Here is a 26,390-nt window from a genome sequence, read left to right on the forward strand (position 1 = left end):
AGAAAGAGTGATCCGCTCCGCTGTCGCCGTGACCAGCCTCGGACCGCCGCGTTGAACGGGAAGTGCGGCGCCCAGTCCGGCCGTCGCACTCATGCTCACCCAGTAATAAGGAGAACGTATGTCTCGCATCACGAAGGCAGCCGTCGTCGCCCTCGGCACCGGTGCCATGGCGCTCGGTGGCGCCGGCCTGGCCATGGCGGACGCGGGTGCCGAGGGTGCGGCGGTCGGTTCGCCCGGCGTGCTGTCCGGCAACGTCATCCAGGCGCCGGTCAACATCCCGGTCAATGTGTGCGGAAACACGGTCAACGTGGTCGGCCTGCTCAACCCGGCGTTCGCCAACACCTGTGTCAACAACGGTGGCCACGACAAGCACGGCGACGACTCGGGCTACGGCTACGGCAGCTGACCCACCGCCCGCCGGCCCGACGGTCCCCGACCCGAGGCTGTCGGGAACGGTCACAGGGAACGGAGAGCCCCGGCACCCAGAGCGCCGGGGCTCTCCCCGTGTACGGGACCGGCCGCCTGCGGAGCTCCCGTGCAGGCGGCCGCCCGGCTACGCGTACCGGTACACCCGGCTGTGGTCCTCCAGCGCGTCCGGTGTCACGTCCCACGGCGGCAGCTTCTGGGTCCGGGCGACGATCCGGCCGTGCTGCGGGGTACCGGGGCCGGGGGGGTTGGCCGGCAGGTAGCGGTGTTGCCTGTGCCGGGCCTGCCAGCGGGACCACAGCAGGTCGACGAAAGCGTGGTGCAGCCAGAAGACCGGGTCGTTGACGGACGCCCCGCCGAGCATGGCCCCGCCGACCCAGCGGTGCACCCGGTTGTGGTTGCGCCAGGAGGCGTCACCGCTTCCGGTCCCCCACCCCTCCAGCTTGTTGCGGAAGCCCTTCGTGACCGTCGAGTCCCAGGGCGAGACGTCGTAGACGGGGTCGGACATCGCCCACTCCACATCGCCGCGCGTGGGCAGGGTGAGCGGCGCCCGGGCGCGCCCGAGGTCCCGGGCGAGGTACTCGCCGTCGGTCACGCCCTCCCGGATCGTCCAGTTGCCCGCCGCGTAGGCGAACGGGCCCGTCGTCACCTGGCGGTCCGAAAGCCGCCCGTTGCCGCCGAGGAGGTCCTTGGTCCAGGGCGCCGACGTCGTCGAACGGTCACGCGTCCAGTCCCAGTACGGCACGGTCACCGACGAGTCCACCCGGCGCAGCGCCCGCTCCAGCTCCAGCAGGAAGCGGCGGTGCCAGGGCAGGAAGGACGGCGCCATGTGGGCCGTACGCAGGGCGTCATCGCCGTCGGCGACGTAGTACTCGATGTGCATCCGCACGAACTCGTCGTACTCGCCGCGTCGTTTGACCTCCAGCATCGCCTTCACGAACCGCCGTTTCTCGGCGGCCGTCAGCGTGCTGACGTCCTTACGCGTGTAGACCATGCCGGCCCCCCATCGCCCCCATGAGCCCCATGCGCGCCATCTCCGAGTGGCTCCCGTGGGCCGGACCCGTCTCGCGCAACTGCTGCCCCGGGCCCAGCTCGTCGACCGCGGCGCGTGCCGCCTCCAGCGGGGTGGCGTACGAGCGGTAGTGGTCGACCAGGCTCAGCCAGCTGCCGTCGGCCCGGCGCATCAGGTGCAGCGGGCGGCCGTCCACGGTGACCTGCCACTCGGCGGAGCCTTCGGTGGCGGTGCCCAGGGTGGAGGCGCCGACGGCGCTGATGTGCTGGCCGCCGGAGAGCTGGACGCCCTGAATGCGGCGGCCATGGTAGGTCTCGTCGAAGGCCACGCCGTCGACGTCCACGCCGTCCACGGACCGCGGGGGCCGGGAGGCCGCGACGAGGGGAGTGAGCGCGACGGCCGCGGCGCAGGCCAGCAGCCCACGCAGCAGACCTCGTCGTGTTCGCGGTCCGGGTCTCGCCGCCGCGCGCTCGGCGCCCACTGCCACACTGCCGCCCACACTGACGACCATGCTGTGCTCCTCGGTCCGGGTTCGGTTGTCGGTAGACGTAACCGTCCGGCGGCCCACCTGGTCACTCGCGCCGCCGATCCGCGGTCCACATGGCCGCACGCTGCGAACGGAGATCGGCACCGGCACCAAGTCCGGCATCGGGCCCGGGCCCGGGATCCGCGGGCCCCGCGCCCGAGCCCCGCACCGCACGTTTCCTACCGACCGGACCCCATGCCCAGGTCCGCTCCCGGCACCGTCCGCAGTACCGGGGTCAGCAGGCCCGCCTGGGGCAGCTGCGTGTCCGGGAGGCCGAACCTGTCGGGGTTCGGCGCGGTGAGCGGGGCGTCCAGGGAGAGGCCGGGGCCCAGCGTGCGCAGGTTGGAGGAGGGCGCGTCCATGCCGAGGTGGTCGTAGCCGCTGCCGAGGATGTGCGGCAGCGGTGCGCGCAGGTCCGCGCCGGGGAGTCCGGCGTCGAGGGGAAGCCGCGGGACCACATGCTCCGGGATGAGCCGGCCCTCGACGTACCGCGGTCCTTCGGGCGCGCCCGGCATGGGCAGCGGCAGCTCCCCGGCGACCTTGGGCAGCTCCAGGCCGAGCGACTTCTCCACGCCGTCCAGCGGGACGGGAACGGGGACCATGCCGACCGCGGCGGCGGGGGTCGCGGCGGCGCCGGCCGCGGCCGCCACACACGTGATCACGGCGGCCAGGGTTCCTCGGGTGGTCGACTTCATCTCCGGTACGGGACCTTTCACATGTCGGGGTGCTCTGCGTGCGTACCGAGTAACGAGCCGGAAAACGACATCAGCTCAAGATTCCCCCGAACGCCGTAGTAGTACGACAGGGGAACGGGCGCCACCGGGCGGCCCCAGAGCCGCGCCCCGAGCCCGGTCCCGAACCGGTCCTCGCCGTCAGACGCGCAGGCTGCGGGCCGGGACGACGATGTGTGCCGCCGCGTTCAGGGTCTCGTCCGCACCGGCGAACGCGGCCAGCGCCTCCGGGGTGATGGGCGCGCCGGGCGCGGCCTCGGGCCAGGGGCGGGTGGTGAACACGAAGTAGGCGTAGCCGCGGGCGGCGACCGCCTCCAGCCACTCCGGCGGCGGGGTGCACTGGGCGTTGAGGTGCGGGGGCATGGCGACGACGGCATGACCGGACTCGACGAGCAGGCTGACCGGGATGCTCGGCTTGACGTTGCCGTCGACCAGGTCGCCGCCGACGCGCAGGCCGTTGTCGTTCAGCAGCCGTGTCACGGCGGCCGTCGCGGCCTCGGGGCCGTCCGCCGCGTCCCCGAGCGAGTAGGCGAGCAGATAGGGCATGTCGCCGCCGTCGGAGGTCTCGCCGCTCCAGGGGATCACGACGAGCGTGCCGAGGTCGGCGACGCGAAGGGGGCGGATTTCGCTTGAGGTTGAAGTCACCGCGCGACCCTACCGACGCCGCGGAGGGCCGCCGGGCACGTTCTCACCCGACCGGACGACGGCCCGGGGTTGCTCCACACGATCGAGGGACGCGGCGGGGGACGCGCCTCGAACAGCGGGCCGGGGGCCGGTCCCCTGCGCTGGGCCACGGCCCCCGAGGCGTGTCAGCCCTGCAGCGGCAGGCCGCCGAGCAGCGGGTTGTGGGAGTTCAGGGCGGTGGTCGCGCCCTTCACCGTATTGAGCGCGGAGCCCTTGTTCTCGGTGTCGAGGGCGTTTGACTGGTGCTGGAGCGGCATCACGTCGTGCACGCCGAGGGGGCCCTTGGTGAGCGTGTCGACGGCGCCGTTGAGGCTGGTGGGCGTGAGGTCGGCGGTGTTGTGGGCGAACGCGGGCGCGGCGGCGCCGGCGAGGACCATGGACCCGGCAACGACAGCGGCAGCCTTCAGGGACTTCATCCTGTTCCTCTCTTCGGCGACTCAGGTCACCTCAGGGAATTCTGACGCCGTGCCTAACGAGCCCTGACCGGGGCGGAAACCCCGGGCGCAGAAACTTCCTGCACCCCTACTCGGATGAACCCTCCCGAGGAGAGGAGGGGATGGATCCTCCCGGGAAACGGAGGGGCCGACCGCGGCCGCCGGATCGGCGGACACGACGGCCCCACAGCCGACACGACGGCCGACACGATCGACGGCGGCCGGGACAGCCGACACGACAGCCGGACGACCGGCGCAGCGGCCCGGACAGCCGACACGAACGGCACAGCGGCCGGATGGGACTGTGCGGCGGTGCGGTGGCGCCGCGAGGGCTACTTGGCGGGCAGCAGGCTCCCCGTCGGCAGGGCCGGGGCGGCGGCGGGCAGAGCCGGTGCCTCCGCCGGCAGGGCCGGGGCGGCGGGCACAGCCGGCGCCTCCACCGGCAGGGCCGGGGCGGCGGCGGGCAGGCTCGGCAGCGTCGGCAGGCCGGCCAGGTCAGGCGCCGGCAGGCCGCCGCCCAGCAGGGTCGCGGCGAGCAGGTCGACCAGACCCGTGACGACGGCGGTGGCCGCGGGGGCGACCTGGGAGACGTCGCCGGAGGTCACGGCCGCCAGCAGCTTGTCGACCGCCTTCTGGAGGGCGGCGAGCGCGTCGCCCGCGACGTCGGCGGCGCGCGCCGGAGCAGGTGCGCCGGGCTTGGCGTCCGCGCCGCGGTTCAGCGAGGGCGGCGTCGGCACGGCGGGCAGGGCCGGGGTGGCGGGGACGGCCACCGCGGGCGGGGTCACCGGGAGCGCGGGCGGGGAGACCGGCGCCGACGCGGTGATCTTGGCGATGGCGGCCTTCACCGCGTCGACGAGCTTGGTCGCCTCCTCGGGGGACAGCTGGCCGGCGTCCGCCTTGAGCGCGGCGGTGAGCAGGTCGGTGACGGGGGTGAGCACGGTACCCAGGTCACCCAGCGCCTTGGCCTGGGCGAGAAGCGCGTCCGCGCCGGGGACAGGCGCTCGGGACGCCGCTTGGGTGCGCTCACGGGCCGCGTCGGCGTCGGCTGCGATGGCGGTCGGTGCGGCGATGCCGAGGACAAGGGTGGCGCAGATTGCGGTGGAGGCGATACGCCGGACGGGCAGGCCACGCATGGAGGTTCCTTTCGTGGTGCATCGGGACTCGCATCCACCGTGGAATCGTGCGTCGCACCCTGCAACCGCGAGAGTGCCAACGGTCACCGACCCATCGCCACTCCATCGACATCATCGCTGGTGAGAGGCCCGCCGAGGCCCTCCGCCGGGCCGGGCCCCCCTCCCCCTGTTCGGGGCAACACGAGCACCGGCACGGACCCGCGAAGGAACCCGCGACGAACCACGGACCACTTGAGGGCACCCGCGAAGACGCTGGACCGCGGCGATGGCACCCACGAAGGAACCGGCGCAGGAACCCCGGGCACGCGGAACCGGCCGCTCTCCGTCCCGAGAGCGGCCGGTCGCAGGGGGTGCGTCCGACGTCAGTCGTTGAAGCAGGTGTTGCCGAAAGCCGGGTTCAGCAGCCCGATGATGTTGACGGTGTTGCCGCAGACGTTGACCGGGATGTGGACCGGAGCCTGCAGGACGTTGCCCGACAGTACGCCCGGGGAGTGGGCAGCGGCGCCGTGCGCGTCGCTGTCGGCGGCGGCGATGCCGGCCGTCCCGGCGACGGCCGCGGCGGCAACAGAGGTCAGGGCCAGGCCCTTCGCGATACGCGACATGGAGAGGTGCTCCTTGGGGGGGTTGACACAAACAGCCGGGCGGGGATGCACCGGCGCTGTGTCAACGCGCCGGGCACCCGCGGGGTGTGCGGCCATTGGAGTGATCCCACCGAAGGAGGGCTTCACGATTCCGACACACTTGTCCGGTTTCTGCTGATTAATACGGATAGTGGTTAGAGTTGCGGACCTTCCCACGCGCCGTTACGAGCAGCCGATTCCGCTGATCCCCTGGTCGACGAACCTCCTCGAAAGGGCCACCGCCGGTCATGCGCCATTCCCTGGGTCCGCTGCTGCGCCGTGCGACGGTGAGCGCTCCGACTCTCGCGACGATCTGGGCACCCGGCACCGCCGCATCGCCCGCGCCGGAGGCGACGCGCCTCTCGTTCGCCCAGCGGTACCAGGCGCTCCGAGGCGGGACCGCGGTCTACGGCGACTTCGACATGTCCGGCATCGACGTCGACAGCGACCCGAACACCTACAACTCCTCGCGCGCGGAGGTCCGGCTGCCCGCCGGCGCCCGGGCGACGTACGCCCGGCTGTACTGGAGCGGCGGCCTGCGCGTCGGTGAGCAGAAGCCGCCGAGGGACAACGAACGGGTGCTGGTCGCGGAGCCCGGCGGCCAGTACGAGGAGGTGCTCGCGGACACGGTCGTGGGTCACCGGGCGGACGGGGACGCCGACGACTTCCGGGCCTCCGCGGACGTCACCCGGCTGGTGCGGGAGAGCGGTTCGGGGCTGTACACCGTGGCGCGGGTCAATGGGGCGACGGGCAGGTCGGCGGCCGGGGCCTGGGGCGGCTGGACGCTGGTGGTGGCGTACGAGCGCGCGGCCGAGCCGTTGCGGCACCTGCTCCGGGACGGCTTCGACCCGCTGAACTCCCTTACGACGCAGGGGATCCGGCTGTCCGGGCCGCGCTTCCCGCGCGGCACCGGCGGCCAGGCGGGTCCGGTGGCGTACGACGGCGACCGCGGCCGTACGGGTGATTCGCTCACGCTCTCGACGGCTTCCGGGGCCGCAACCGTGCTCGGTGACCCGGCCGATCCCGGGGACGACGTGCCGAACTCCACGATCAGCGAGCCTGCCGAGGCCACGGCGGAGCGGGTGCCGGCCCATGTGAACACCCTCGGCCACGACTCCGACGTGTTCGATCTGGCCAGGGGTTTGCAGCGAGGTGGTGACCAGCTGACGGTCCGGCTCGTTTCCCAGCGGGACGCGGCGTGGTCCGGGGCGCTTTTCGTCGCCGTCGACGCCCGGCAGTGAGACGGCGCGTTCCCGCACGTCCCGAGCGCCACCCGTGAGCGAGGAAAACCGCGCAATGCACCTGCCAGCAACCGACGCCCGGCCACGGGTCCTCCACCTCACCCAGCCCGTGGACGGGGGAGTCGCCCAGGTCGTGACGCATCTGGTGCGGGCCCAGCTCACGGCCGGTCTGCGGGTCGCGGTCGCCTGCCCGGACAGCGAACTGTCCGCCGTGCTGGGCGCGTCGGGCGCCGACGTACGGAACTGGCGGGCCACACGTTCGCCCGGTCCGACGCTGCTCGCGGAGGTGCGCGGGCTCGCTCGGGTGCTCGGGGAGGTCCGGCCCGACCTGGTGCACGCGCACAGCGCGAAGGCCGGGCTCGCCGGGCGGATCGCCGTGCGGGGACGGATCCCGACCGTGTTCCAGCCGCACGCCTGGTCGTTCGAGGCGGTCGGCGGCGTCACCTCGGCGCTGGCGTCGAAGTGGGAGCGGTGGGGGGCGCGTTGGGCATCGCGGGTGGTGTGTGTGAGCGAGGCGGAGCGCGCGACCGGTGAGCGCGCCGGTATCACCGGGCGGTGGTCGGTGATCCCCAACGGGATCGACCCGATCCGCTTCCGACCCGCCACCGCCGACACCGTACGGGCCGCGCTCGGTGTGGACGGCGGGGACAGCGCGGACGGCGGGGACGGCGGGGACGGCGATCCGCGCGCGCCGCTGGTCGTCTGTGTCGGGCGGCTGTGCCGGCAGAAGGGCCAGGACGTCCTGCTGGACGCCTGGGACGCCGTGCTGCGGCGGGTGCCCGCCGCCCGGCTCGTGCTGGTCGGCGCCGGGCCGGAGGGCGACCGCCTGCGCGCCCGCGCACCGCGGTCCGTGCTGTTCGCGGGGGCCGTCACCGACCCCGTGCCCTGGTACCAGGCCGCCGACCTGGTGGTCCTGCCCTCGCGCTGGGAGGGCATGGCGCTGGCCCCGCTGGAGGCGATGGCCTGCGGCCGTCCGGTGCTGGTGACGGACGTGGACGGCGCCCGGGAGAGCCTGCCGGCCGCGCTCGCCGGGCACTGTCTCGTCCCGCCCGGCGACCCGGGGGCGCTGGCCACGGCCGTGGGCGGGCTGCTGCTCGACCCGCCGCTGCGCGAGTCGCTCGGCCACCGAGGGCGCCGGCACGTCCTGGCCACGCACGACGTGCGGCACACGGCCGCGGCCGTCGCGGCCCTCTACCACGACCTGCTCGGCGGCGAGCCGGACCAGGCAACAGGGCGCGTCGTGCCCACCGAGTACAGGGAGTCCATCCACCCGTGACTGCGGAAAGTACCGTCCCCTCCCCCGGCGCGCTGCCACGGGACCACGGATTCTCGCCCGTTTCGGTCATGCCGCCGCGCGGGGGCGGCGCCGGCTTCCGGTTCCCGGCCCGCCGTCCCCCGGCACGGCCCGCCTCACCGCTTCCGCTGCTGCTCGCGGATCTCGCCGCCGCGCTCGTCGCCGTCCTGGCGCTCACCCCGGCCCAGCGACGGCCGCTCGTGGTGGCGCTGCTGGTGGCCGCCACCATACTGCTGCGCCCCGCGCGCAACCGGCCCGTGCCGGGCGTGCTCGACGAACTGCCCGCCGTCTGCGGGCGGATCGCGGTGGGCTGGCTGACCCTGGCGGCGCTCGTGGCCGCGTACACGCCGCAGTACGCGCTGTCCGCGCGCACGCTCGTGCTCGGTTTACTGCTCCAGGCGGCGGCGGACTGCGCGGGGCGCGGGATCGTGCACGGGCGGCGGCGCGCCGCGCTGCTGCGCCGGCCGCGCACCGCGCTGGTCATCGGCCCCGCGGCGGCCGCGCAGCGGGTGGCCGCGGCCGTGCTGCGCCACCCGCGGTGCGGGGTGCGACCGGTGGGGATCGTGGCCGAGCGGCCCGAGGGCGCCGGGGGGCTGCCGGTGCTGACCTCCGGCCAGGAGGTGCAGCGGGCGCTCATCCAGAACGGGGTGCGCGACGTGCTCGCCGTCCACCCCTCGGTACGCACCGCGCAGGGCCCCCTGCTGCGGGCGCTCGCCGAGTCGGGCTGCACGGTGTGGGAGATCGACGCGGACCCCCCGTCGTACGCGACCCGGGACCAGCTCGCGGGCTTCTCCTGCCGGCGGCTGGACATGGGGGTGCGGCGGCCGGGCAGTCTCGGCAAGCGGGTGCTGGACGTGCTGCTGTCCGGGGCCGCGCTGCTGCTGGTCAGCCCGCTCCTGCTGGTGTGCGCAGTAGTACTGCGGATCACCGGCGGGCCGGGGGTGGTCTTCCGGCAGGAGCGGATCGGCAAGGACGGGCGCCCCTTCACCCTGCTGAAGTTCCGCACGCACCGCCCGGTCGACGAGCACGAGGCCGCCACCCGGTGGAGCGTGGCGGGCGAACGCGAGATGAGCCCGTTCTGCCGCTTCCTGCGCCAGACCTCGCTGGACGAGCTGCTCCAGCTGTGGAACGTCTTCTGGGGCGACATGAGCCTGGTCGGCCCGCGCCCCGAACGCCCTTACTTCGTCGCCCAGTTCAGCCAGCACCACCCCGGCTACGCGGCCCGTCACCGGATGCAGACCGGGATCACCGGGCTGGCCCAGATCAACGGGCTGCGTGGCGACACCTCGATCGAGGACCGTGCCCGCTTCGACAACGCCTACATCGACAACTGGTCGCTGTGGCAGGACGTCTGCATCCTGCTGCGCACCGCCGCCTCACTCGTGCGTCCGACGGGGAGCTGACGACGATGAGCCTCGCCCCGCCGTCCCGCTCCGTCACGCTCTCCCCGCCACCGCCCCGCTTCGCCAGGCTGTCCCCGGTCCTGCCCGTGGTGGCCGTGGTCGCCCTGCTCGGCCTGCCCCTCTCCCCCGGCGGCGAGGGCGGGGCCGGTCCGGCCGACGCGGTCTCCGCGCTGGTGGTCCTGTTCTGCGTGGTCCGGCTCGTACGGCAGCGGCGGCGCCCCCTGTCGGGCACCGCCGCCCTCGTGCTGGGGCTGCCGGTCGTCGGGCTCGCGCTAGCCGCGATGGGGGCGTCCTCGCCGGGGGCCGGGATCACCGGTCTCGGCCGCTACCTCCAGATCTTCGTCCTCGTTCCGGCGGCCGTCGTGCTGCTGGTGCGCGGCCGGTCCGACTTCCGGCTGCTGGCCTGGTCGTTCGTGGTGCTCGCCGGATGGCAGGGGGCGGTCGGCGTGCACCAGTACGTCACCGGGACCGGCGCCTCCTACCAAGGGGAGGAGATCCGGGCCGTCGGCACCTTCGGGCCGCAGGACGTGATGGGCATGGCGACCGTCGTCTCCTTCGGGCTGGTGTGCGCGCTCGGCCTCGCGCTCGGGCGCACGCCGCTGCGGCAGCGGGTGGTCGCCGCCGCCTGCGCGTCGGCGCTGCTGCTGCCGCTGGCGCTGTCCTTCAGCCGTGGGGCGTGGATCGCCACGGCCGCGACCTGCACGGTGCAGCTGGTCCTCGCCGGGATGCGGCGTGCGCTGAAGGTGGCCGCCGTGGCCGCCGCCGCGGGCGTGATCCTGGTGGGCGGTTTCGGGGTCGGTTCGGCCATGCTCCAGGAACGCGTCAACAGCATCACGCAGGTGACGAACGCCCCCGACCAGTCGGTCACCGACCGCTACACCATGTGGGCGGCCGCGGCCGGCATGTGGCGCGAACACCCGCTGACCGGCGTGGGACTGAAGGGCTTCCCCGATCACCGGGACGCCCACGCCTCGCTGGCGCTGTCGTCCGGCAGCGACACGGAGGGCGCGGGCGCCGCCTTCCGCAGGCAGCCGCTGCTGTCCCCGCACAACATGTATCTGCTGCTGCTCGCCGAGCAGGGCCTGATCGGGCTGCTGACGCTCGCCGGGAGCTGGCTGGCACTGCTGGTGTGCGCGCTGCGGGGGCTGCTGCGGGTTCGGCGCGCCGGTCCGGGCCTGGACTGCGCGCTCGTCGCCTGCGGGTTGCTGGTGTGGCAGCTCGTCGACTTCGCGTACGCCGACATCGGCGGCCCCTCCACCGTGCTCACCGCCGTCTGCTTCGGGCTGGTGGCCCGGTGGGCGCTGGCCGCGGGCGAGCGCGAGGACGCCGCGGCGGGGATGCCGGTACCCGGGCACCGGGACACCGAGGAGGCCGGGGCCCGATGACGGTGACGCCTTCCCGGCCGCCCCGGGCCGCCACCGACGGGGCGGTGACCGTACCGCCGCCCCGGTCCGCGCGGCCGGCCGGGGACGGCACCGACAACGCCGCCGTCTCCCGGCGGTTCCTCGCCAGGGCGGCGCTCGTCACCGCGGCCCTGTCGATCGCCGGGTCGCTGCTCGGCCTGGTGCGCGACCAGGCGCTGGCCCGGCTGTTCGGGGCGGGCAGCGAGACGGACGCCTTCCTGGTCGCGTGGACCGTGCCGGAGTTCGCGGCCACGCTGCTCATCGAGGACGGGCTGGCGTTCGCCTTGATCCCGGCGTTCAGCATGGCACTGGCGCGGCGGGCGCAGGGCGTGCCTGGCGACCCGGTGCGTTCCCTGGTCGCCACCACCCTGCCCCGGCTGTCGCTGGCGTTCGTCGCGGTGTCGGCCCTGCTGATCGGCACCGCCCCCTACCTCGTCGAGGCCCTCGCCCCCGGCCTGCCGGACCCGGCCCTCGCCGTCGACTGCACCCGGCTGACCGCGACCTGTGTGCTGAGCTTCGGGCTCGCCGGATACTGCAGCGCGGCCCTGCGGGCACACCGCCGTTTCCTGGCGCCGGCCGCGATCTACGTCGCCTACAACTCCGGGATCATCACGGGGATGTTCGTTCTCGGCGGGCGCTGGGGGGTGCGCTCGGCTGCGGCCGGGGTCGCGGTCGGCGGCTGTCTGATGGTGCTCACCCAAGTGCCCTCGCTGCGGAAGCAGTTGCGGCGGAGACGGAAGAGACGGAGGAAGGCGGGGGCCCACGCCGCGAGGGCCGGTGTCCCGAGAGCCGGCGTCCCGAGAACCGGTGTCCCGGAGTCCGCGTCCGACGCCCGGCCGATGGACCTCGCCCTCGTCGCGACCGTCCTGCTCTTCGCCCTGTGCCGCCAGTCCCAGGTCCTCGTCGAGCGCTTCCTCGCCTCCACCCTCCCGGCAGGTGCCATCTCGCACCTGAACTACGCCCAGAAGGTGGCCCAGATCCCGATGACGCTGTCGCTGATGCTGTGCACGGTCACCTTCCCGGTGGTCGCGCGGGCGCTGGCCGAGGGAGACACCGAGCGAGCCCGCAGCCGGGTGGAACGGGACCTGTCGCTGGCCGCGTGCATGGTGCTCCTGGGCACCGCCACCGTCGTGGCCTGCGCCCCCCAGCTGGTCGAACTGCTCTTCCAGCGCGGCGCGTTCACGGCGCGGGACACCGCGGCGACGGCGGACGTCATACGCGTGTACGCGCTCGGCCTGCTCGGCCAGACTCTGGTGGGAGCCCTGGTCCGCTCGTACTTCTCGGCGGGACGGCCCAGTTGGTACCCGGTCGGCGCGATGGCCGGCGGTGTCATCGCCACCTCCTGGATCGGCGCGTGGGCGGTGGGCCCCTGGGGCGTGACCGGCATCGCCGCCGCCAACGCCGCCGGGATCACCGTCACGGCCGCGCTGCTGCTCGCCGGAATGGGCCCGCGCAGCGTCCCGATCCGCACCCGGCGCGTCCTGCGCGAGCTGAGCAAGCCGGCCCGCGCCGCGGTCGTCGCCACGGCGGCCGGCCTGTTCGTGGCGAACCGGCCGCACTCCGCGGTGGCCGGCCTCGCGATGGGCTCGCTGACCGTGGTCTGCGTCTTCGTCCTGATCGGCCTGGCCCTGCACACCGAGGGCTTCGCCCCCGCACTGAGATCCGTACGTTCCGCGACCCGAAGGCTTGCTCATGGCCTCTTCCGTTGATCCAGCCGACCCCGCCGAGACGGGGTCCGTCCCGTTCATCGCGATGTACCACTCCGTCGGCGACTGCTCCGACGACCCCTACCGCGTCACCGTCACGCCGGACCGGCTGGAGCGGCAGCTGAAGTGGCTCGCCCGACGCGGTCTGCGGGGTGTGTCCATGGCCGCGCTGCTCGCCGCGCGGACCCGCGGCAGGGGGCGGGGCCTGGTCGGGCTCACCTTCGACGACGGGTACGCCGACTTCGTCGACCACGCCCTTCCCGTGCTGCGCCGCATGGACTTCGGCGCCACCCTCTTCGTCCTGCCGGGCCGGCTCGGCGGCGACAACGCCTGGGACCCGCTCGGCCCGCGCAAACCGCTGCTGACCGCCGCCGGCATCCGGCACGCCGCCGACGAGGGCGTCGAGATCGGCTCGCACGGCATGACCCACGTCGACCTGACCGAGGCGGACGACCTCACCCTGAAGCGCGAGACCATCGAGAGCAGAGCGCTGCTCTCGGAGTTGAGCGGTGCGCCCGTCGACGGCTTCTGCTATCCGTACGGCACGATCGACCGGCGCGCGGTCGACGCCGTACGGGACGCCGGATACGCCTACGCCTGCGCGATCGACCCCGGTCCGCTGGGCGGCCGGCTGGCCCTGCCCCGGGTCCACATCGGCCAGAACGACAACGCCGTACGGCTGTTCCTCAAGCACCGGCTGCACCGGCTGCGCCGCCGGCCCGTCGAGGGGCTGTGATGAAGGCCCTGCACATCATCACCGGCCTCGGTGTCGGCGGCGCCGAGCAGCAGCTGCGGCTCCTGCTGCGCCATCTCCCCGTGGACTGCGACGTCGTGACGCTCACCAACCCCGGCGCGGTCGCCGACGGGCTGCTCGCCGACGGGGTGCGCGTGGTCCACCTGGGCATGACCGGCAACCGCGACCTGGGGGCCCTGCCCCGCCTGGTCCGGCTCATCCGCAGGGGCCGTTACGACCTCGTGCACACCCACCTCTACCGCGCCTGTCTGTACGGCCGGCTCGCCGCCCGGCTCGCGGGCGTCCGCGCGATCGTCGCCACCGAACACTCCCTGGGCGACTCCCAGATGGAGGGCCGGAGACTGACGTCCGGGGTCCGTGCCCTGTACCTCGCCGGGGAGCGCCTCGGCTCCACGACCGTCGCCGTCTCCCCCACGGTCGCCGACCGTCTGAAGCACTGGGGCGTGCCCGCCCCGCGCATCGAGATCGTTCCCAACGGCATCGACCTGGCCCGCTTCCGCTTCGACCCGGTCCAGCGGCTGCGCACCCGCCAGCGGCTCGGCCTGCCCGAAGGCGCCTACGTCGTCGGCGGCATCGGCCGGCTCACCGCCGGCAAACGCTTCGACGTCCTGGTCCGCGCCCTCGCCGGACTCCCCGGCGACTACTGGCTGCTGCTGGTCGGCGGCGGCCCCGAGGAGAGCGTCCTGCGCCGCACCGCGCACGAGGCCGGGGTGGCGGACCGGGTGCTGTTCACCGGCGAACGCCCCTACGTGCCCGACGGCACCCCCGGCCCCGACCTGCCCTCGCTGACCGCCGCGATGGACCTGCTCGCCTCGCCGTCCCCGGAGGAGGCCTTCGGCCTGGCGATCGTGGAGGCCCTCGCCTGCGGGCTGCCCGTGCTCTACGCGTCCTGCCCGGCGATCGAGGACCTGCCCCCGCGCACCGCGCCCGGCGCCCTGCGTGTGACGGGCGGCCCGGAGGCCTTCACCCGGGCGCTGGCCGCGGCCCGCGCCCGGGGCCCCCAGCCGCGCATCGCCCCGGACGCCGCCCATCACTACAGCATCAGCCGCAGTGCCGCCCGGCTCATGGGCGTCTACGCGGCGGCCGTCTCCCGCACCGACCCGTCGCTCTCCTCCCCGTCCCCGCAGTCCCCGTCACCCCAGGGAGCCAGTTCCTCATGACCGAGAACCCGACCGGACCACACCGTCCGGCCTCCCCCCTGTCCCGCACCCGGGCCCTGCCGGCCTGGTCCCTCCTCGCGTCCGGCGCCGTGGCCGGCGGCCTGCTCGGCGGCGCGTACGGGCTGCTCGAACCGCCGTCGTACACGGCCACGGCCTACGTCGTCGTCGTACCGACCGAGAAGTCCGATCCGGCGTCCGCGCTCGGTTTCGCGCAGGCGTACGGGCGGGTCGCCACGCAGCTCGCGGTGCTCGGGCAGGCGCAGGTGTCGGCGGGCGTGCCGGTGAAGACCCTCCAGTCGAGCGTGCGCACGGCGACCTCGCCGGACGCCCCGATGGTCTCCGTCACGGCCACCTCCTCGCGCCCGGACCAGGCCACCGACATGGCCAACGCGGTCTCCCGGGCGCTGACCCGGCACGCCAACGACAACAAGAACTCCACCCATGTCGAGCTCCAGCAGTTCGCGCGGGCGGTCCGGCCGACCGCGCCGTCCTCGGCGTCGCCCGCGGTGACCGGTCTGGTGGGCGCGAGCGCGGGCGGGCTGCTGGGCGGGCTGCTGGCGCTGGTCCGGCCGCGGCGGGCCGATCGGGGCACGGCACGGTCCGCCTCCGTGCCCGGACCGGCTCTCGCCGCCGACGTGCACGGGCAGTTGTGACGGCACGAACGGGGGTGAGACCCACGTACACCACCGACCTGGTCACCGACGAGGGCTCCTTCGCCGCGCTGGCTCCGGCCTGGGGGCGGCTGTACGAGCGGTGCCAGGCGGCGACGCCCTTCCAGAGTCACGCCTGGCTGTACTCGTGGTGGCTGTCGTACGGCAGGCCGGGCCGGCTGCGGCTGCTGCTGGTGCGCGACGGCGCCGAACTCGTCGCCGTCGCCCCGCTGATGGCCGTACGCCGTCCGGTGCCCGCGCTGGTGCCGCTCGGCGGGGCGATCTCCGACTACGGGGACGTGCTGGTCGACGACGAGCGCGGCGAGGAGGCCGTGGCCGCGCTCACCGAGGGGCTCGCGGCGGCCGCCCGCACCGCGCTGATCGACTTCCGCGAGGTGCGGCCCGGCGGCGCGGTCGAGCGGGTCTACGACCGCTGGCGCGGGCCGCGGCGCCGGGAGAACGACTCGCTGTGCCTGGAGCTGCCCGCCGTGCCGATGGACGAGCTGGTCGCCCGGCTGCCGGCGGCGAAGGCCCAGCGGGTGCGCGCCAAACTGCGCAAGCTGACCGCGCTGGGTGTGGAGCGGCAGGTCGTCCGGCCGGACGAGGTGGATCCGGCGCTGCGGCGGCTGCTCGAACTGCACCGGCTCCAGTGGCAGGGGCGGAAGGTGACGTCCGAGCACCTCCAGACGCGGTTCTGCGAGCATCTGGTGCGGTCGGTGGGTCCGATGGTGCGTTCCGGGAACGCGGTGGTCACCGAGTTCCGGCTCGACGACGACGTGGTCGCCGTGGATCTGACGCTGTTGTCGCGGCGGCTGGCGGGCGGCTATCTCTACGGTGCCCATCCACGGCTGCGCGAACGCAAGGCGGACGTGGCGGTGATGCTGCTCGACGCGTGCTCCGAACACACGCGAGGGGGCGGGCGCGGCACGCTGAGCCTGCTGCGCGGCAACGAGCCGTACAAGCACCACTGGCGTCCGGAACCGGTCGTCAACCAGCGGCTGCTGCTCGCCCGGCGGCGCACGGCCGCGCTGATGTCGGCGGTGGTGTGCGACGTGGCCGCCCGGCGGCGCGGCAAGGAACTGCTGAGCCGCCTGCGGGAGCGCGACGGTGGCGACAGGTCCTGACCTGGCCCGCCGCCACCCGGAGGCGCTACCGGGTGTGCGACCACCAGTCGAACCGCAGACACAGCTTCCCGCCGAGCCAGTACTCGACCCAGTCGCCGAGATCCAGCGGCGAACAGGTCGCCGTGGGCGGCGGAGTGGTGGGTTCGGCCGGCGTGGTCGGGGGTTCGGTCGGCGGCGTGCTCGGTTCGGTGGGCTTGGAGAGGAGGGCACGGTAGACCGCGGACGACTCGGGGTTGGCCGAGCACTGCCACACGCCGTGCGGGCAGTAGTCGGTCAGCGTGTTGTACAGCGGCCGGTGCTCATTCATCCAGGTGATCATGCGACGCACGTAGTCGGCGTTGTCACCGTTGCCGAAGAGTCCCCATTCCGGATAGGAAATGGGTTTGCCATGGGCTTTGGCGAAGTCCACGTGTCTCTGCAGACCGTAGGGCTCATTCACCTGTTCCTCGAACGTCAGCCCGGACGGCTGGTCGTAGGAATCCATGCCGATGATGTCGACCGTGTCGTCCCCCGGATAGCACTCCGTCCAGGGAACGGCGTCCTGGCCCCGGCTCGGCGCGAAGTCGAACCGGAATTTCTGGCCCGGCACCGAACGCATGGTGGTGACGATCCTGTTCCAGTACTTCTTCCAGGCCTCCGGGTCCGGCCCGCAGCGATGGGTGTACGTGATGCCGTTCATCTCCCAGCCGAGCACGATCACCGTGTCCGGCGCCTTCAGCTTCACCAGTCGCTCGGCGAGGGCGTGGAAGTGGTGATCGAACGCCCCGGCGGCACCCTCCCGCAGCAGCAGCCCCACCTTCGTGTCGGAGACGCCCGCCTCGTTGCCCTCCTGCATGGGGACGTTGAGGACGAACATCCGGTCGTCCTTCTCGTTGCGCCAGCGCGCCCACGCGTCGAGGAAGTCGACGTCGCCCTCGATGTTCTGCCACCGGTCCCCCGGCAGATAGGTGTGCCCGACGCGCAGGTCCGCGCCGCCCAGCCAGCGTCCGAGTTCGGCCATCCGGGCCACACCACCGGCGTCGTACTCGAGGTAGGCGCCGAAGGCGGGGACGTCCTTCTCGGCCTCGTCGGGCTTCCCCGCCTCCGCGGGCTTCGTCGTCTCCGCCGGCATCGGGGTCGTGACGACTGCCGGGGTGGACGGGACGGCCGATGTGGACGGGACCGCCGGCTCGGACGGGACGACGGGTTGGGGCGGGACGACGGGTTGGGGCGGGACTGCCGGTGCCGGCGGGACGGTCGGCTCGGTCACGGCGGGGGCCGGGGTGGTCGCCGCGGCGGCCGGGACGGTGGGCGTAGGAGCGGGCGGATCGCCGACCCGCACCACCCCCGCGCCCGCGGCGAATCCAGGACCCGAGGCCAGGGCGGCCGACGCGGCGACCGTGGCCGCGATGACGGCCAGCCGCCTGGACCGGGCGTGTCGCTGCTGTGGGGCCATGCCTGCTCCTTTCTCCATTCGCGTGCTGACGTCTGGCGCCTTCTCTGACATTCCGACGTTCCGATTACTGACACTCAGTCATATGAAGATGAACTCGGCCAGTGCGGTGGGGTCCTTCGGGTGATCCGCTCCGGCGCACGGGTGAACCGACGCTAAGGAAAGAAGTCCGTGTCGTTGCTCGACATCCGCGTCCCCGCCGTTCTGCTGCGGGTCGACCGGAATCCGTTTCACCACGGCACGCTCGGCGCCGTGCGCTCACTCGGCAGGGCCGGCGTGGACGTGCACGTGGTCGCCGACTCCGTCGGAAGCCCGGTACGCAGGTCGCGCTTCGTGACCCGGCTGCACCCACCGCCCCCGCCGGGCGCGTCCCTGACCGAGCTCGCCATGACATTGCGTCAGGTGGCGGCCGGGATCGCCCGTCCCGCCGTGCTGATCCCGATGGACGACGCCGGCGCCGTCGCGGTGGGCCGGCTGCGCGAGGATCTGGAGCCCGCGTATCTGCTGCCGCGGCAACCCGGTGTGCTGGCCGAGCGGGTGGCGGACAAGGCGGAACTGGCCGCCGTGTGCGCCGCGGTGGACGTACCGCACCCGGCCACCGTGATTCCGGAGAGCGCGGCGCAGGCCGCCGGGGCCGCCTGGCAGCTGGGGCTGCCGGTGGTCGCGAAGTGGAGCCGGCCCTGGCTGCTGCCCGCGGGCCGCGGTCTGCGCAGCACGGTGATGGTGCGCTCCACCCAGGAGGCCCGCGAGCTGTTTCTGCGCGCCGAGGAGGCGGGCAGCCGGCTGCTGCTCCAGGAGTTCCTGCCGCCGGGCCCGGACCGCGACTGGTTCTTCCACGGGTACGCCGACCGTACCGGTGCCGTTCGCGGCGGCGGCCCCGGCCGCAAGCTGTGCTCCTGGCCGCGCGGCGCGGGCCTCACGGCGGTGGGCCGGTGGACCCCCAACCCCCAGGTGCAGGCGCTCGCCGAGCGGCTCACCGGAGAGCTCGGCTACCGCGGCATCCTCGACCTGGACTTCCGTCGCTGCGGCACGACCGGCCGCTACCACCTGCTCGACTTCAATCCGCGCCCCGGCGCCCAGTTCCGGCTGTTCTCCGACACCGCCGGGCTGGACGTCGTCCGCGCCCTGCACCTGGACCTGACCCACCGTCCACTGCCGGACGGAGCGCCGCGGCCCGAACGGGAATTCGTGGTGGAGAACTACGCGCCGCTGGCCGCGCTTCGCGGATCGTCACCGGCGCGCCGGGAGCTGGCGTGGTACGCGCCGGACGATCCCGGCCCCGGGCGGGCGATGTGGAGACTGTGGTGCCGCCATGTCTCACGCCGGCTGCTGGGCCGGCTGCGGGGGCTGTGCGCGAAGCGCGACACGGAGGTACGGCCGCGCGTGGTGCGCCAGGCGTCCGCGCCCTCCCTCCCGTCGATGACCGCCGGGACGACCGGTGTGCCGGCCGCTGTGCCGGCCGCTGTGCCGGCCGCTGTGCCGAGCGTGCCCGGTGTGTCGGCCGTGACCGAACCGACCGACGACGAGAGAGCGGGCAGCCGTTGATGTACGACCTGCTGGTGGTGGGCGCGGGCCCGTACGGCCTGTCCATCGCGTCCCACGCCGCCGCCGCCGGGCTGACGCTGCGCGTCTTCGGCCGGCCCATGGCGTCCTGGCGCGACCACATGCCCCGCGGCATGTTCCTGAAGTCGGAGCCGTGGGCCTCCCACCTGTCCGACCCGGACGGCCGTCGGCGGCTCGACGTGTACTGCGCCGGGCAGGGGGTGACGGCGCGTCACGGGCAACCGATCCCGGTGGAGATGTTCGCGGAGTACGGCCTGTGGTTCGCCCGGCATGCCGTGCCGGCGGTGGACGAGCGCGCGATCGTCCACGTGGCGGCCCAACCCGGCGGCTTCGAGGTGGTCACCGACGACGGGGAGGTGCTGCACGCCCGTACGGTCGCGCTCGCGATCGGCGTACTGCCCTTCGTCGAGATCCCGTCCGCGCTGCGCGGCCTCGCCCCCGGTCTCGTCTCGCACAGCAGCCACCACAGCGACCTCGGCCGTTTCCGGAACAAGGACGTCACGGTGCTCGGCGGCGGCCAGGCGGCCCTGGAGACAGCGGCGCTGCTCGCCGAACAGGGCACCCGGGTACGGGTGCTGGCGCGGGCCGGCCGGCTGTGCTGGAACGACGTGCCACCGCCCTGGGCGCGCCCCTGGTGGCAGTCGGCGCGTTCCCCGCACAGCGGCCTGGGCTGCGGCTGGCGCAACTGGTTCTACGCCGAGCGCCCCGGCCTCTACCGCCGCCTCCCGGAGCGGACGCGGGCGCGGATCGCGGGCACGGCACTCGGCCCGGCGGGCGCCTGGTGGGTACGGGACCGGGTCGAGCGGTCCGTTGAGGTGCTGCTCGGCCACGAGGTGGCGGCGGCGCACGCGGTGCCGGGCGGGGTCCGGCTGGAACCGGCGGGCGCGGTTACGCCCGCTGGAGACCGAACACGTCATCGCCGCCACGGGGTTCCGGGCGACCCGCGACCGGCTCGGGCTGCTCGCCGACGGGCTGCGCGGGACGCTGGCCACGGGGGCCGACGGCGCGCCGGCGGTCGGGGGGACTTCGAGTCCTCGCACCCCGGGCTGTTCCTGGCGGGCCTGGTGACGGCCGCCGACTTCGGCCCGGCGATGCGCTTCGTGCACGGCGCCACCTTCACGGCGGGCACGCTCGTACGGGGCGTACGGCGACGGCTGCACACGGGGCCGGGCGGTGCGCCGGTCCCGGCGCCGGGCCGGAACATGGTGGACGCCGTACGACGCTGACGGCGAACGGCGTACGGGCTGGACACGGGTGCCGGACGGAACCACCCGTCCGGCACCCGGCACGTCACCGCCGGGACGCGACCCTGCCCCTGCCCCGCCGGTACAGAACCGCTCCGCCCGCGATGAGCGCGGCGCTGATGCCGGAAGCGGCGAGCATGGCCTCACTCCCGGTGTCCGGCAGGCTGGGCGGCGGCCCACCGGGCGGGGTGGTGTGGTCCCCGTACCCGCCCTCATCCCCGTAGCCCGAGTCGTCGTCATCTCCGTACCCGGAGTGAGGCGGAGGCGTCTCGCCACCACCATGCGGAGGCGGGGTGGTGTGATCCCCGTACCCGCCCTCATCTCCGTGATCCGAGTCGTCGTCATCTCCGTACCCGGAGTGAGGCGGAGGCGTCTCGCCACCACCATGCGGAGGCGGGGTGGTGTGATCCCCGTACCCGCCCTCATCTCCGTGATCCGAGTCGTCGTCATCTCCGTACCCGGAGTGAGGCGGAGGCGTCTCGCCACCACCATGCGGAGGCGGAGTGGTGTGATCCCCGTACCCGGAGTCGGACGGAGGCGGGGTGGTGTGATCCCCGTACCCGCCCTCATCTCCGTGATCCGAGTCGTCGTCATCTCCGTACCCGGAGTGAGGCGAAGGCGTCTCGCCACCACCATGCGGAGGCGGAGTGGTGTGATCCCCGTACCCGGAGTCGGACGGAGGCGGGGTGGTCTGGTCCCCGTACCCGCCCTGGTCTCCGTGATCCGAATCCGCGTCAGCCCCATACTCGGAGTCGTGCGGCGGCGGGGTGGTGTGATCCCCGTACCCACCCTGGTCTCCGTAACCCGAATCCGCGTCAGCCCCGTACTCGGAGTCGTGCGGCGGCGGGGTGGTGTGATCCCCGTACCCGGAGTCGGACGGCGGCGGGGTGGCCTGGTCCCCGTACCCGGAATCATGCGAAGGCGGGGTGGCCTGGTCCCCGTACCCGGAATCGTGCGAAGGCGGGGTGGTCTGATCCCCGTACCCGGAGTCGGACGGCGGCGGGGTGGTCTGATCCCCGTACCCGGAATCATGCGAAGGCGGGGTGGTCTGATCCCCGTACCCGGAATCATGCGAAGGCGGGGTGGTGTGATCCCCGTACCCGCTCTGCTCTCCGTAACCCGAGTCCTTGTCGGCTCCGTAGCCGGAGTCGTCAGCGGTCCCGTACCCGAGGTCGTCGTCGCCGTACGACTCCGACCGGTGCGCGGCCGCAGCGCGGACGCAGGAGCCGAACGACGGGTTGAACGCGGCGGTCACGTCGACCGTGTCGCCACAGGCGTTGACCGGAACCTCGACCGGGGCGGAGAGGCTGCTGCCGGACACGGCCCCAGGTGATCCGGCTCCGGTCCCGTTCGCGTGCGTGTCGGCGACGGCAGAAGTGCCGTACAGCGACAGAATGCTTGTCGCGGCCGCTGCCGCGACCATTCCCCTGCTCAGGGTCTGGCGCAATCTCGTGGTCTTCCTGCTCGAAGGGGCGTGGGAAAAAGGCCGGCCCTGGAACAAAGCGCCTTGGTCCAGGGCCGGCCTTGAGACAGCCGAGTGGCTGAGCTGCCTGCGTCGTCAGTCGCTGGCGCAGGCGTTGGCCGCTGTCGGGTTCAGCGCGGCGATCACGTTGACGGTGTTGCCGCACAGGTTGACCGGGATGTGGATCGGGAACTGGATCACGTTGCCGGACAGGACACCCGGGGAGCCGAAAGCGGCGGCGTCGGCGTCGGCGTCGGCGAAGGCCGGAGCGGCCCCGCCCAGCGCCAGGATCAGACCCGCGACGACAGCAGCGGTCTTCTTCATGGAATTTCCCTTCTCCGCGGTCATGCTCCTGTGACGGTCGAAACCGAGCGAGCGCAGTCGGAACGGCTCGCACATGACTCGCAGGCTGCAAACGAGAGATAGACGGCCGGAGAAACTCCGGAACGTGGGCCGCCGGGGAATTCACTCGAACGCATTCAGAGAAGCGGCACTCGGCATACACGCGGGCGGAAACGGTTCGCCTGAGTGGGGGGGAAGGGTTTCGGCAGAGCACACGCGAAAAAGCTCGGACAGCCCGCGGAAGGAACCGGGCGGCCCGAGCTATTTCTTGAACGAGAATCAGACGCGGCGTCTCGGGCGCCGCCCCGGACGGAAATCAGCCGGGAATCAGCGGGGAATCAGCCGTTGCCCGTGCCGTTGCCCGTGAGAACCGAGATGTCGTCCACGATGTGCGACAGCGGCTCGTCGCCCTTGGCCTGGGTGGAGTTCTCCGCGCACTGCTGGTTCTGCGGCGCCGAGAGGACATTGATGTCCTGGACGGCGATCGGGACGGCGCCGCCGACCGAGCCCAGGTTGGCCTTGACCGGCAGACCGACACAGAGCTTGTTCAGCGAGCCCTGCGCCAGGCTGGCCTGGGGGCTCAGGTCGCCCCTGGTCACAGAGTTGCCGAACTTCGAGGTGGCCTTGTTGCCGCTGGCGGAGTTGGTGCCGTCGTTGCCGATGGCAAGCGCCTGCGGGGCGACCGCCGCGGATGTGCCGACGACGGAGGCGGCCAGCGCCGCCGCAGCCATTGCCTTCTTCAGCATTTCGTTTCCTTTCCCGGCTTTCGCCAAGACGTGTGTTCCTGCCCCCGCATCAACCGGATTCACGGTGATCGGTTGCGGATTGATTGCGATCCTTCACCCATCGGGTGGGAAGTCCCGACACGCTTAGGCCATCGGGGTGAAGGGCAGCAACCAAGCGCGGCGTGGCCAGTTGAGCCGATAGCGCTCCGGTGGACGGGCGTTTCCTCAGAAGGGACTAGTAAGTGATCAAGAAGGTTCTGGCCTCTGCCGCGGTCGCCGCTTCCGTGGTCGGTGTCTCCGCCGCGGCCGCGCCGCAGGCGCTGGCCATCGGCAACGACGGCACTTCGTCCGCCAGCGGCAACGGCGCTCACCAGGCGTTCGGCAACTCGGCGACGTACGGCAACATGAGCCCCCAGATGGCGCTCATCCAGGGCTCGCTGAACAAGCCCTGCATCGGCCTGCCGGCCAAGGCCAACCTGGGCTCGGTCGCCGGCGCCGTCCCGATCGCCGTCCAGGACATCAACGTCCTGTCCTCCCCGCAGAACCAGCAGTGCGTCGAGAACTCCACCCAGGCCAAGGGTGACGAGCCGCTGTCGCACATCCTGGACGACATCGCGGTCCTCGCGGGCAACGGCACCGGCAACCGCTGAGCCCCACCTCGTGACAGCGGGCTCCTGCACTGAGCCCAGGGGCTGATCCTCCCGGCTCCGACCAGCGGGCCGCCGAACTCCGGGCGGCCCGCTCTTCTGTTGTGCGTGGAGTGGCCAAGTGCCTCGCGCGTTCCGGCGGTTCCGAGTGTCGAGCTCAACTCTGCATGGAGGAGCGACGGTTCGAGGTGCGAGCGAGGTCCGGACGAAGAGCGACCGGATGAGCGCGCGGGCGCTCGTCGCCTCATCGGACTGCGCTGGGCCGAACGGAGTACTCATCGCAACCCTCACCCGGTCCGGACAGTTGACGATCATGCAGCTCCGCCCCCCGGAGTCCGCCTTTCGAAGGGAAAGACCATGAAGAAGCTGTGGGCAACCGCGGCTATCGCCGCCTCCGTCGCCGGTGTCTCGGCCGCGGCCGCGCCGCAGGCGCTGGCCATCGGCAACGACGGCACCAACTCCGCGAGCGGCAACGGCGCCTCGCAGGCGTTCGGCAACTCGGCGACCTTCGGCGACATGAGCCCGCAGCTCTCGCTCGTCCAGGGCTCGCTGAACAAGCCCTGCGTCGGCCTGCCGCTCAAGGCCAACCTGGGCTCGCTCCTCGGCGCCGCCCCGATCGCCGTCCAGGACATCAACGTCCTGTCCTCCCCGCAGAACCAGCAGTGCGTCGAGAACTCGACCCAGGCCAAGGGTGACGAGCCGCTGTCGCACATCCTGGACGACATCTCGGCGCTGTCGGGCAACGGCCAGAACAACAACTGAGTCGTTCACTCCGCGCGCGGCGGGTCACCGGTCCTCCGGTGGCCCGCCGTTCTGCGTGCGCGGCGCCCGGCCGTCCGCGCCGCGCGCTACTCGTCGAGGCGGGCCGCCGACGCGATGGCCGTGCCGAGCTGTGCCACGTCGTCGTCCTCGGTGATCGACGCCAGCCGGGCGGAGCGCCTGGCCAGCTCGTCCAGGGAAGGGGCGCCGGGCAGGGAACTCCAGCGGTCGTCCCCCGCGCGCAGGGCGTCGGCGAAGTAGGCGGCGACCGCGGTCACCTGGAAGCGGGGGCCGGCACTCCACACGGAGCGGCCGAGGGAGCCCGTCTCCAACCGGCCGGACTCCTCGTGCGGTGCGCGGGTCTCGGGGTCGAGCCAGCGCACCGTCGCGGTGGCGAGGTGGCCGTCGGCGCCGGGCCGGGTGCGGACGGCGTACAGGGCGGTCACCGTGTGGCCGGGCCCGACCTCTCCCCCGTCGACACGGTCGTCGCGGAAGTCCTCGTCGGCGACCCGCCGGTCGTCGTAGCCGACGAGACGGAATCGGGCGACCGTGTGCGGGTCGAAGGCGACCTGGGCCTTGGCGTCGCGGGCGGTGAGGTCGATGTTCCGCGGGAGCTGATCACGGAACACCTTGCGGGCCTCGTCCTCGTCCGAGACGTACACCGTGTGGCCGTCGCCCTTGTCGGCCAGGCGCTCCATCAGGGCGTCGCCGTAGTCGCTGCCGACACCGACGCCGAAGAGCGTGATGCCGTGTTCACGGCGGGCGGTGGAGATCCGTTCCAGGATGGAGTCCGGGTCGGTGTCGCCCTCGTTGGCGAGCGCGTCGGAGATCAGGACGACCCGGTTGGTCGCGCCCTCGCGCAGGCCCTCGACGGCGGTGGCGTAGCCGGTGCGCAGGCCCGCGCCGAGGTTGGTGGACTCCAGCGCCTCCAGGCCGTCGACCGCCCGGTGGACCCGGCCGCGATGGCCGCCGAGCCGGGTCATCGGCAGGACGGGCCGGGCCTCGTCGCTGAAGGTGACGATCGCGACGGAGTCGTCGTCGCGCAGCTCGTCCGTCATCACGCCGAGGGACTCCTGGGCGAGGTCCAGGCGACCCGGCTCGTCCATGGAGCCCGAGACGTCGATGACGAAGGTGAGCGCGGCGGGCGGACGTTCGGCCGTGTCCCCGGCCGAACGGGTGGCGAGTCCGACGCGGACGAGGGACCACCCGTCCTGGTCGGTGCGGGCGCCGTCGACGGTGACCGAGAAGCCGTTGCCGTCGGGGCGTTCGTAGTCCTGGCGGAAGCTGTTGACGAACTCCTCCGGGCGGATCGTCGACGGGTCCGGGCGGCGGCCGTCGGCGAGGGAGCGGCGTGCGTAGCCGTACGACGCGGTGTCGACGTCGAGCGCGAAGGTGGAGAGGTAGTCGGGTGCGGGGGCGAAGTCCCGGGACTCGTCGCTGTCGCTGCCGTCGTCCCGCCCCTGTTCGCCGCCGCCCTGCGACTGCGCGGGCGCGGGTGCCGGCAGGCCTCCTTCGGCCTTGTTCGCACCGTCCGCGCTGCTGTCGTCGCCGGCGGCGCCGCAACCGGTGAGCAGTGCTCCGGTGGCGGCGAGAGCGAGCAGCGCGCCGCGCAGCCGCCGAGTTCGGTAGGTCCCCATCTGCCGTGCCCCCTACGGTCGTCGACGCCGGCGTCCGTGGACGACGGCCTTCTGCGACTGTGACGGCGGAGGGTGCCGGAACGTGCGTCATGGAGCGTTGCGGATGAATCTCGAAGAGGGCACGGCGGGGGCCCGTCGAGACCGGTGGGTGACCTTCCGTCGACCTGGGCGCCGCATCGCGCGTGTCGCGGAAGCCTTCCGGGCCCCGGATACGAAATGTTCTCCCACGAGCGATGTCCGTCAAGTGGCTTTCGCGCATGGTGGAGGTGTTCCGGATG

Annotated in this window: 25 protein-coding genes and 1 pseudogene; 14 read left to right on the forward strand and 12 right to left on the reverse strand. The window is 73.2% G+C overall.

Translation table 11 applies throughout. From position 1 onward, the window contains the following. The first annotated feature begins 118 nt into the window (after positions 1-118). A complete protein-coding gene (locus ACFV0T_RS05365) occupies positions 119-406 on the forward strand; it encodes a chaplin (protein ID WP_385774672.1) in 288 nt (95 codons plus the stop codon). Positions 407-553: 147 nt separating this feature from the next. Here the strand turns inward: ACFV0T_RS05365 and ACFV0T_RS05370 are convergent, their stop codons facing one another. From ACFV0T_RS05370 to chpG, 7 genes are all read right to left on the reverse strand, one after another. Beyond that, positions 554-1,420, reverse strand: a complete 867-nt coding sequence (locus ACFV0T_RS05370; protein WP_385774674.1) for a tyrosinase family protein — start codon at positions 1,418-1,420, stop codon at positions 554-556. Then, positions 1,404-1,949 carry a tyrosinase family oxidase copper chaperone gene (locus ACFV0T_RS05375; RefSeq protein ID WP_385774676.1) on the reverse strand — a complete coding sequence of 182 codons (546 nt, stop codon included), beginning with the start codon at positions 1,947-1,949 and terminating at the stop codon, positions 1,404-1,406. Before ACFV0T_RS05375 ends, ACFV0T_RS05370 begins: the two co-directional genes overlap by 17 nt. A 194-nt stretch (positions 1,950-2,143) precedes the next feature. Next, positions 2,144-2,659 carry a hypothetical protein gene (locus ACFV0T_RS05380; RefSeq protein ID WP_385774678.1) on the reverse strand — a complete coding sequence of 172 codons (516 nt, stop codon included), beginning with the start codon at positions 2,657-2,659 and terminating at the stop codon, positions 2,144-2,146. Positions 2,660-2,836: 177 nt separating this feature from the next. Then, the gene (locus tag ACFV0T_RS05385) at positions 2,837-3,340 is read right to left on the reverse strand and encodes a DUF5949 family protein (protein WP_385774680.1); all 504 of its coding nucleotides are present in this window, start codon (positions 3,338-3,340) and stop codon (positions 2,837-2,839) included. Positions 3,341-3,504: 164 nt separating this feature from the next. Continuing rightward, complete coding sequence (locus ACFV0T_RS05390) at positions 3,505-3,795, reverse strand: hypothetical protein (RefSeq protein ID WP_385774682.1); 291 nt, start codon at positions 3,793-3,795, stop codon at positions 3,505-3,507. A gap of 350 nt (positions 3,796-4,145) precedes the next feature. Continuing rightward, on the reverse strand, positions 4,146-4,946 hold the full coding sequence (locus tag ACFV0T_RS05395; protein ID WP_385774684.1) for a hypothetical protein: 801 nt from the start codon (positions 4,944-4,946) through the stop codon (positions 4,146-4,148). 362 nt (positions 4,947-5,308) lie between these two features. After that, positions 5,309-5,548, reverse strand: coding sequence for a chaplin ChpG (gene chpG / locus ACFV0T_RS05400; protein ID WP_385774686.1), 240 nt, complete (start codon positions 5,546-5,548; stop codon positions 5,309-5,311). A 266-nt stretch (positions 5,549-5,814) separates the two neighbouring features. Between chpG and ACFV0T_RS05405 the strand changes: the two genes are divergently transcribed. The 9 genes from ACFV0T_RS05405 to ACFV0T_RS05445 are packed head-to-tail and all read left to right on the forward strand — an operon-like array spanning position 5,815 to position 16,301. Beyond that, positions 5,815-6,807: a DUF3344 domain-containing protein gene (locus tag ACFV0T_RS05405; RefSeq protein WP_385774688.1), complete on the forward strand. Its 993-nt coding sequence runs from the start codon at positions 5,815-5,817 to the stop codon at positions 6,805-6,807. A 55-nt stretch (positions 6,808-6,862) separates the two neighbouring features. After that, a complete protein-coding gene (locus ACFV0T_RS05410; protein WP_385774690.1) occupies positions 6,863-8,083 on the forward strand; it encodes a glycosyltransferase in 1,221 nt (406 codons plus the stop codon). Next, the gene (locus tag ACFV0T_RS05415; RefSeq protein ID WP_385774692.1) at positions 8,080-9,504 is read left to right on the forward strand and encodes an exopolysaccharide biosynthesis polyprenyl glycosylphosphotransferase; all 1,425 of its coding nucleotides are present in this window, start codon (positions 8,080-8,082) and stop codon (positions 9,502-9,504) included. Before ACFV0T_RS05410 ends, ACFV0T_RS05415 begins: the two co-directional genes overlap by 4 nt. 5 nt (positions 9,505-9,509) lie before the next feature. After that, a complete protein-coding gene (locus ACFV0T_RS05420; RefSeq protein ID WP_385774694.1) occupies positions 9,510-10,889 on the forward strand; it encodes an O-antigen ligase family protein in 1,380 nt (459 codons plus the stop codon). Continuing rightward, positions 10,886-12,616, forward strand: coding sequence for a murein biosynthesis integral membrane protein MurJ (murJ, locus tag ACFV0T_RS05425; protein WP_385774696.1), 1,731 nt, complete (start codon positions 10,886-10,888; stop codon positions 12,614-12,616). Before ACFV0T_RS05420 ends, murJ begins: the two co-directional genes overlap by 4 nt. Then, a complete protein-coding gene (locus tag ACFV0T_RS05430) occupies positions 12,600-13,349 on the forward strand; it encodes a polysaccharide deacetylase family protein (RefSeq protein ID WP_385774698.1) in 750 nt (249 codons plus the stop codon). The genes murJ and ACFV0T_RS05430 overlap by 17 nt, the downstream gene beginning before the upstream one ends. Then, on the forward strand, positions 13,349-14,527 hold the full coding sequence (locus ACFV0T_RS05435; protein ID WP_385774700.1) for a glycosyltransferase: 1,179 nt from the start codon (positions 13,349-13,351) through the stop codon (positions 14,525-14,527). The genes ACFV0T_RS05430 and ACFV0T_RS05435 overlap by 1 nt, the downstream gene beginning before the upstream one ends. Further along, the gene (locus ACFV0T_RS05440) at positions 14,524-15,180 is read left to right on the forward strand and encodes a lipopolysaccharide biosynthesis protein (protein ID WP_385774702.1); all 657 of its coding nucleotides are present in this window, start codon (positions 14,524-14,526) and stop codon (positions 15,178-15,180) included. Before ACFV0T_RS05435 ends, ACFV0T_RS05440 begins: the two co-directional genes overlap by 4 nt. 14 nt (positions 15,181-15,194) lie before the next feature. Next, positions 15,195-16,301: a GNAT family N-acetyltransferase gene (locus tag ACFV0T_RS05445; protein WP_385774704.1), complete on the forward strand. Its 1,107-nt coding sequence runs from the start codon at positions 15,195-15,197 to the stop codon at positions 16,299-16,301. 25 nt (positions 16,302-16,326) lie between these two features. Here ACFV0T_RS05445 and ACFV0T_RS05450 read toward each other — a convergent pair whose 3' ends face one another. Next, positions 16,327-17,736, reverse strand: coding sequence for a glycoside hydrolase family 26 protein (locus ACFV0T_RS05450; RefSeq protein WP_385774706.1), 1,410 nt, complete (start codon positions 17,734-17,736; stop codon positions 16,327-16,329). A 168-nt stretch (positions 17,737-17,904) separates the two neighbouring features. Here ACFV0T_RS05450 and ACFV0T_RS05455 point away from each other — a divergent pair, with 168 nt between their 5' ends. Next, positions 17,905-19,278 (forward strand): ATP-grasp domain-containing protein, encoded by a 1,374-nt coding sequence (locus ACFV0T_RS05455; RefSeq protein ID WP_385774708.1) that lies wholly within the window; start codon positions 17,905-17,907, stop codon positions 19,276-19,278. Beyond that, positions 19,278-20,522 (forward strand): annotated as a pseudogene (locus ACFV0T_RS05460) (NAD(P)-binding domain-containing protein). The gene ACFV0T_RS05455 and the pseudogene ACFV0T_RS05460 overlap by 1 nt, the downstream one beginning before the upstream one ends. Before the next feature lie 64 nt (positions 20,523-20,586). Here the strand turns inward: ACFV0T_RS05460 and ACFV0T_RS05465 are convergent. The 3 genes from ACFV0T_RS05465 to ACFV0T_RS05475 form a co-directional block, all read right to left on the reverse strand. Next, positions 20,587-21,963, reverse strand: a complete 1,377-nt coding sequence (locus tag ACFV0T_RS05465) for a chaplin family protein (protein WP_385775097.1) — start codon at positions 21,961-21,963, stop codon at positions 20,587-20,589. A 135-nt stretch (positions 21,964-22,098) separates the two neighbouring features. Next, a complete protein-coding gene (locus tag ACFV0T_RS05470; RefSeq protein WP_385774709.1) occupies positions 22,099-22,326 on the reverse strand; it encodes a chaplin in 228 nt (75 codons plus the stop codon). A 356-nt stretch (positions 22,327-22,682) separates the two neighbouring features. Further along, a complete protein-coding gene (locus ACFV0T_RS05475; protein WP_385774710.1) occupies positions 22,683-23,090 on the reverse strand; it encodes a rodlin in 408 nt (135 codons plus the stop codon). Positions 23,091-23,311: 221 nt separating this feature from the next. Here ACFV0T_RS05475 and ACFV0T_RS05480 point away from each other — a divergent pair, with 221 nt between their 5' ends. Both ACFV0T_RS05480 and ACFV0T_RS05485 read left to right on the forward strand, forming a co-directional pair. Further along, positions 23,312-23,719 (forward strand): rodlin, encoded by a 408-nt coding sequence (locus tag ACFV0T_RS05480; protein WP_385774713.1) that lies wholly within the window; start codon positions 23,312-23,314, stop codon positions 23,717-23,719. Positions 23,720-24,073: 354 nt separating this feature from the next. Beyond that, positions 24,074-24,478 carry a rodlin gene (locus ACFV0T_RS05485; protein WP_385774716.1) on the forward strand — a complete coding sequence of 135 codons (405 nt, stop codon included), beginning with the start codon at positions 24,074-24,076 and terminating at the stop codon, positions 24,476-24,478. A gap of 86 nt (positions 24,479-24,564) precedes the next feature. Here ACFV0T_RS05485 and ACFV0T_RS05490 read toward each other — a convergent pair whose 3' ends face one another. Then, entirely contained in the window at positions 24,565-26,112 is a 1,548-nt protein-coding gene (locus ACFV0T_RS05490) for a von Willebrand factor type A domain-containing protein (RefSeq protein ID WP_385774718.1), read from the reverse strand. Positions 26,113-26,390 lie beyond the last annotated feature (278 nt).

It is taken from the genome of Streptomyces sp. NPDC059582 (assembly GCF_042735715.1).
Lineage (GTDB): Bacteria > Actinomycetota > Actinomycetes > Streptomycetales > Streptomycetaceae > Streptomyces.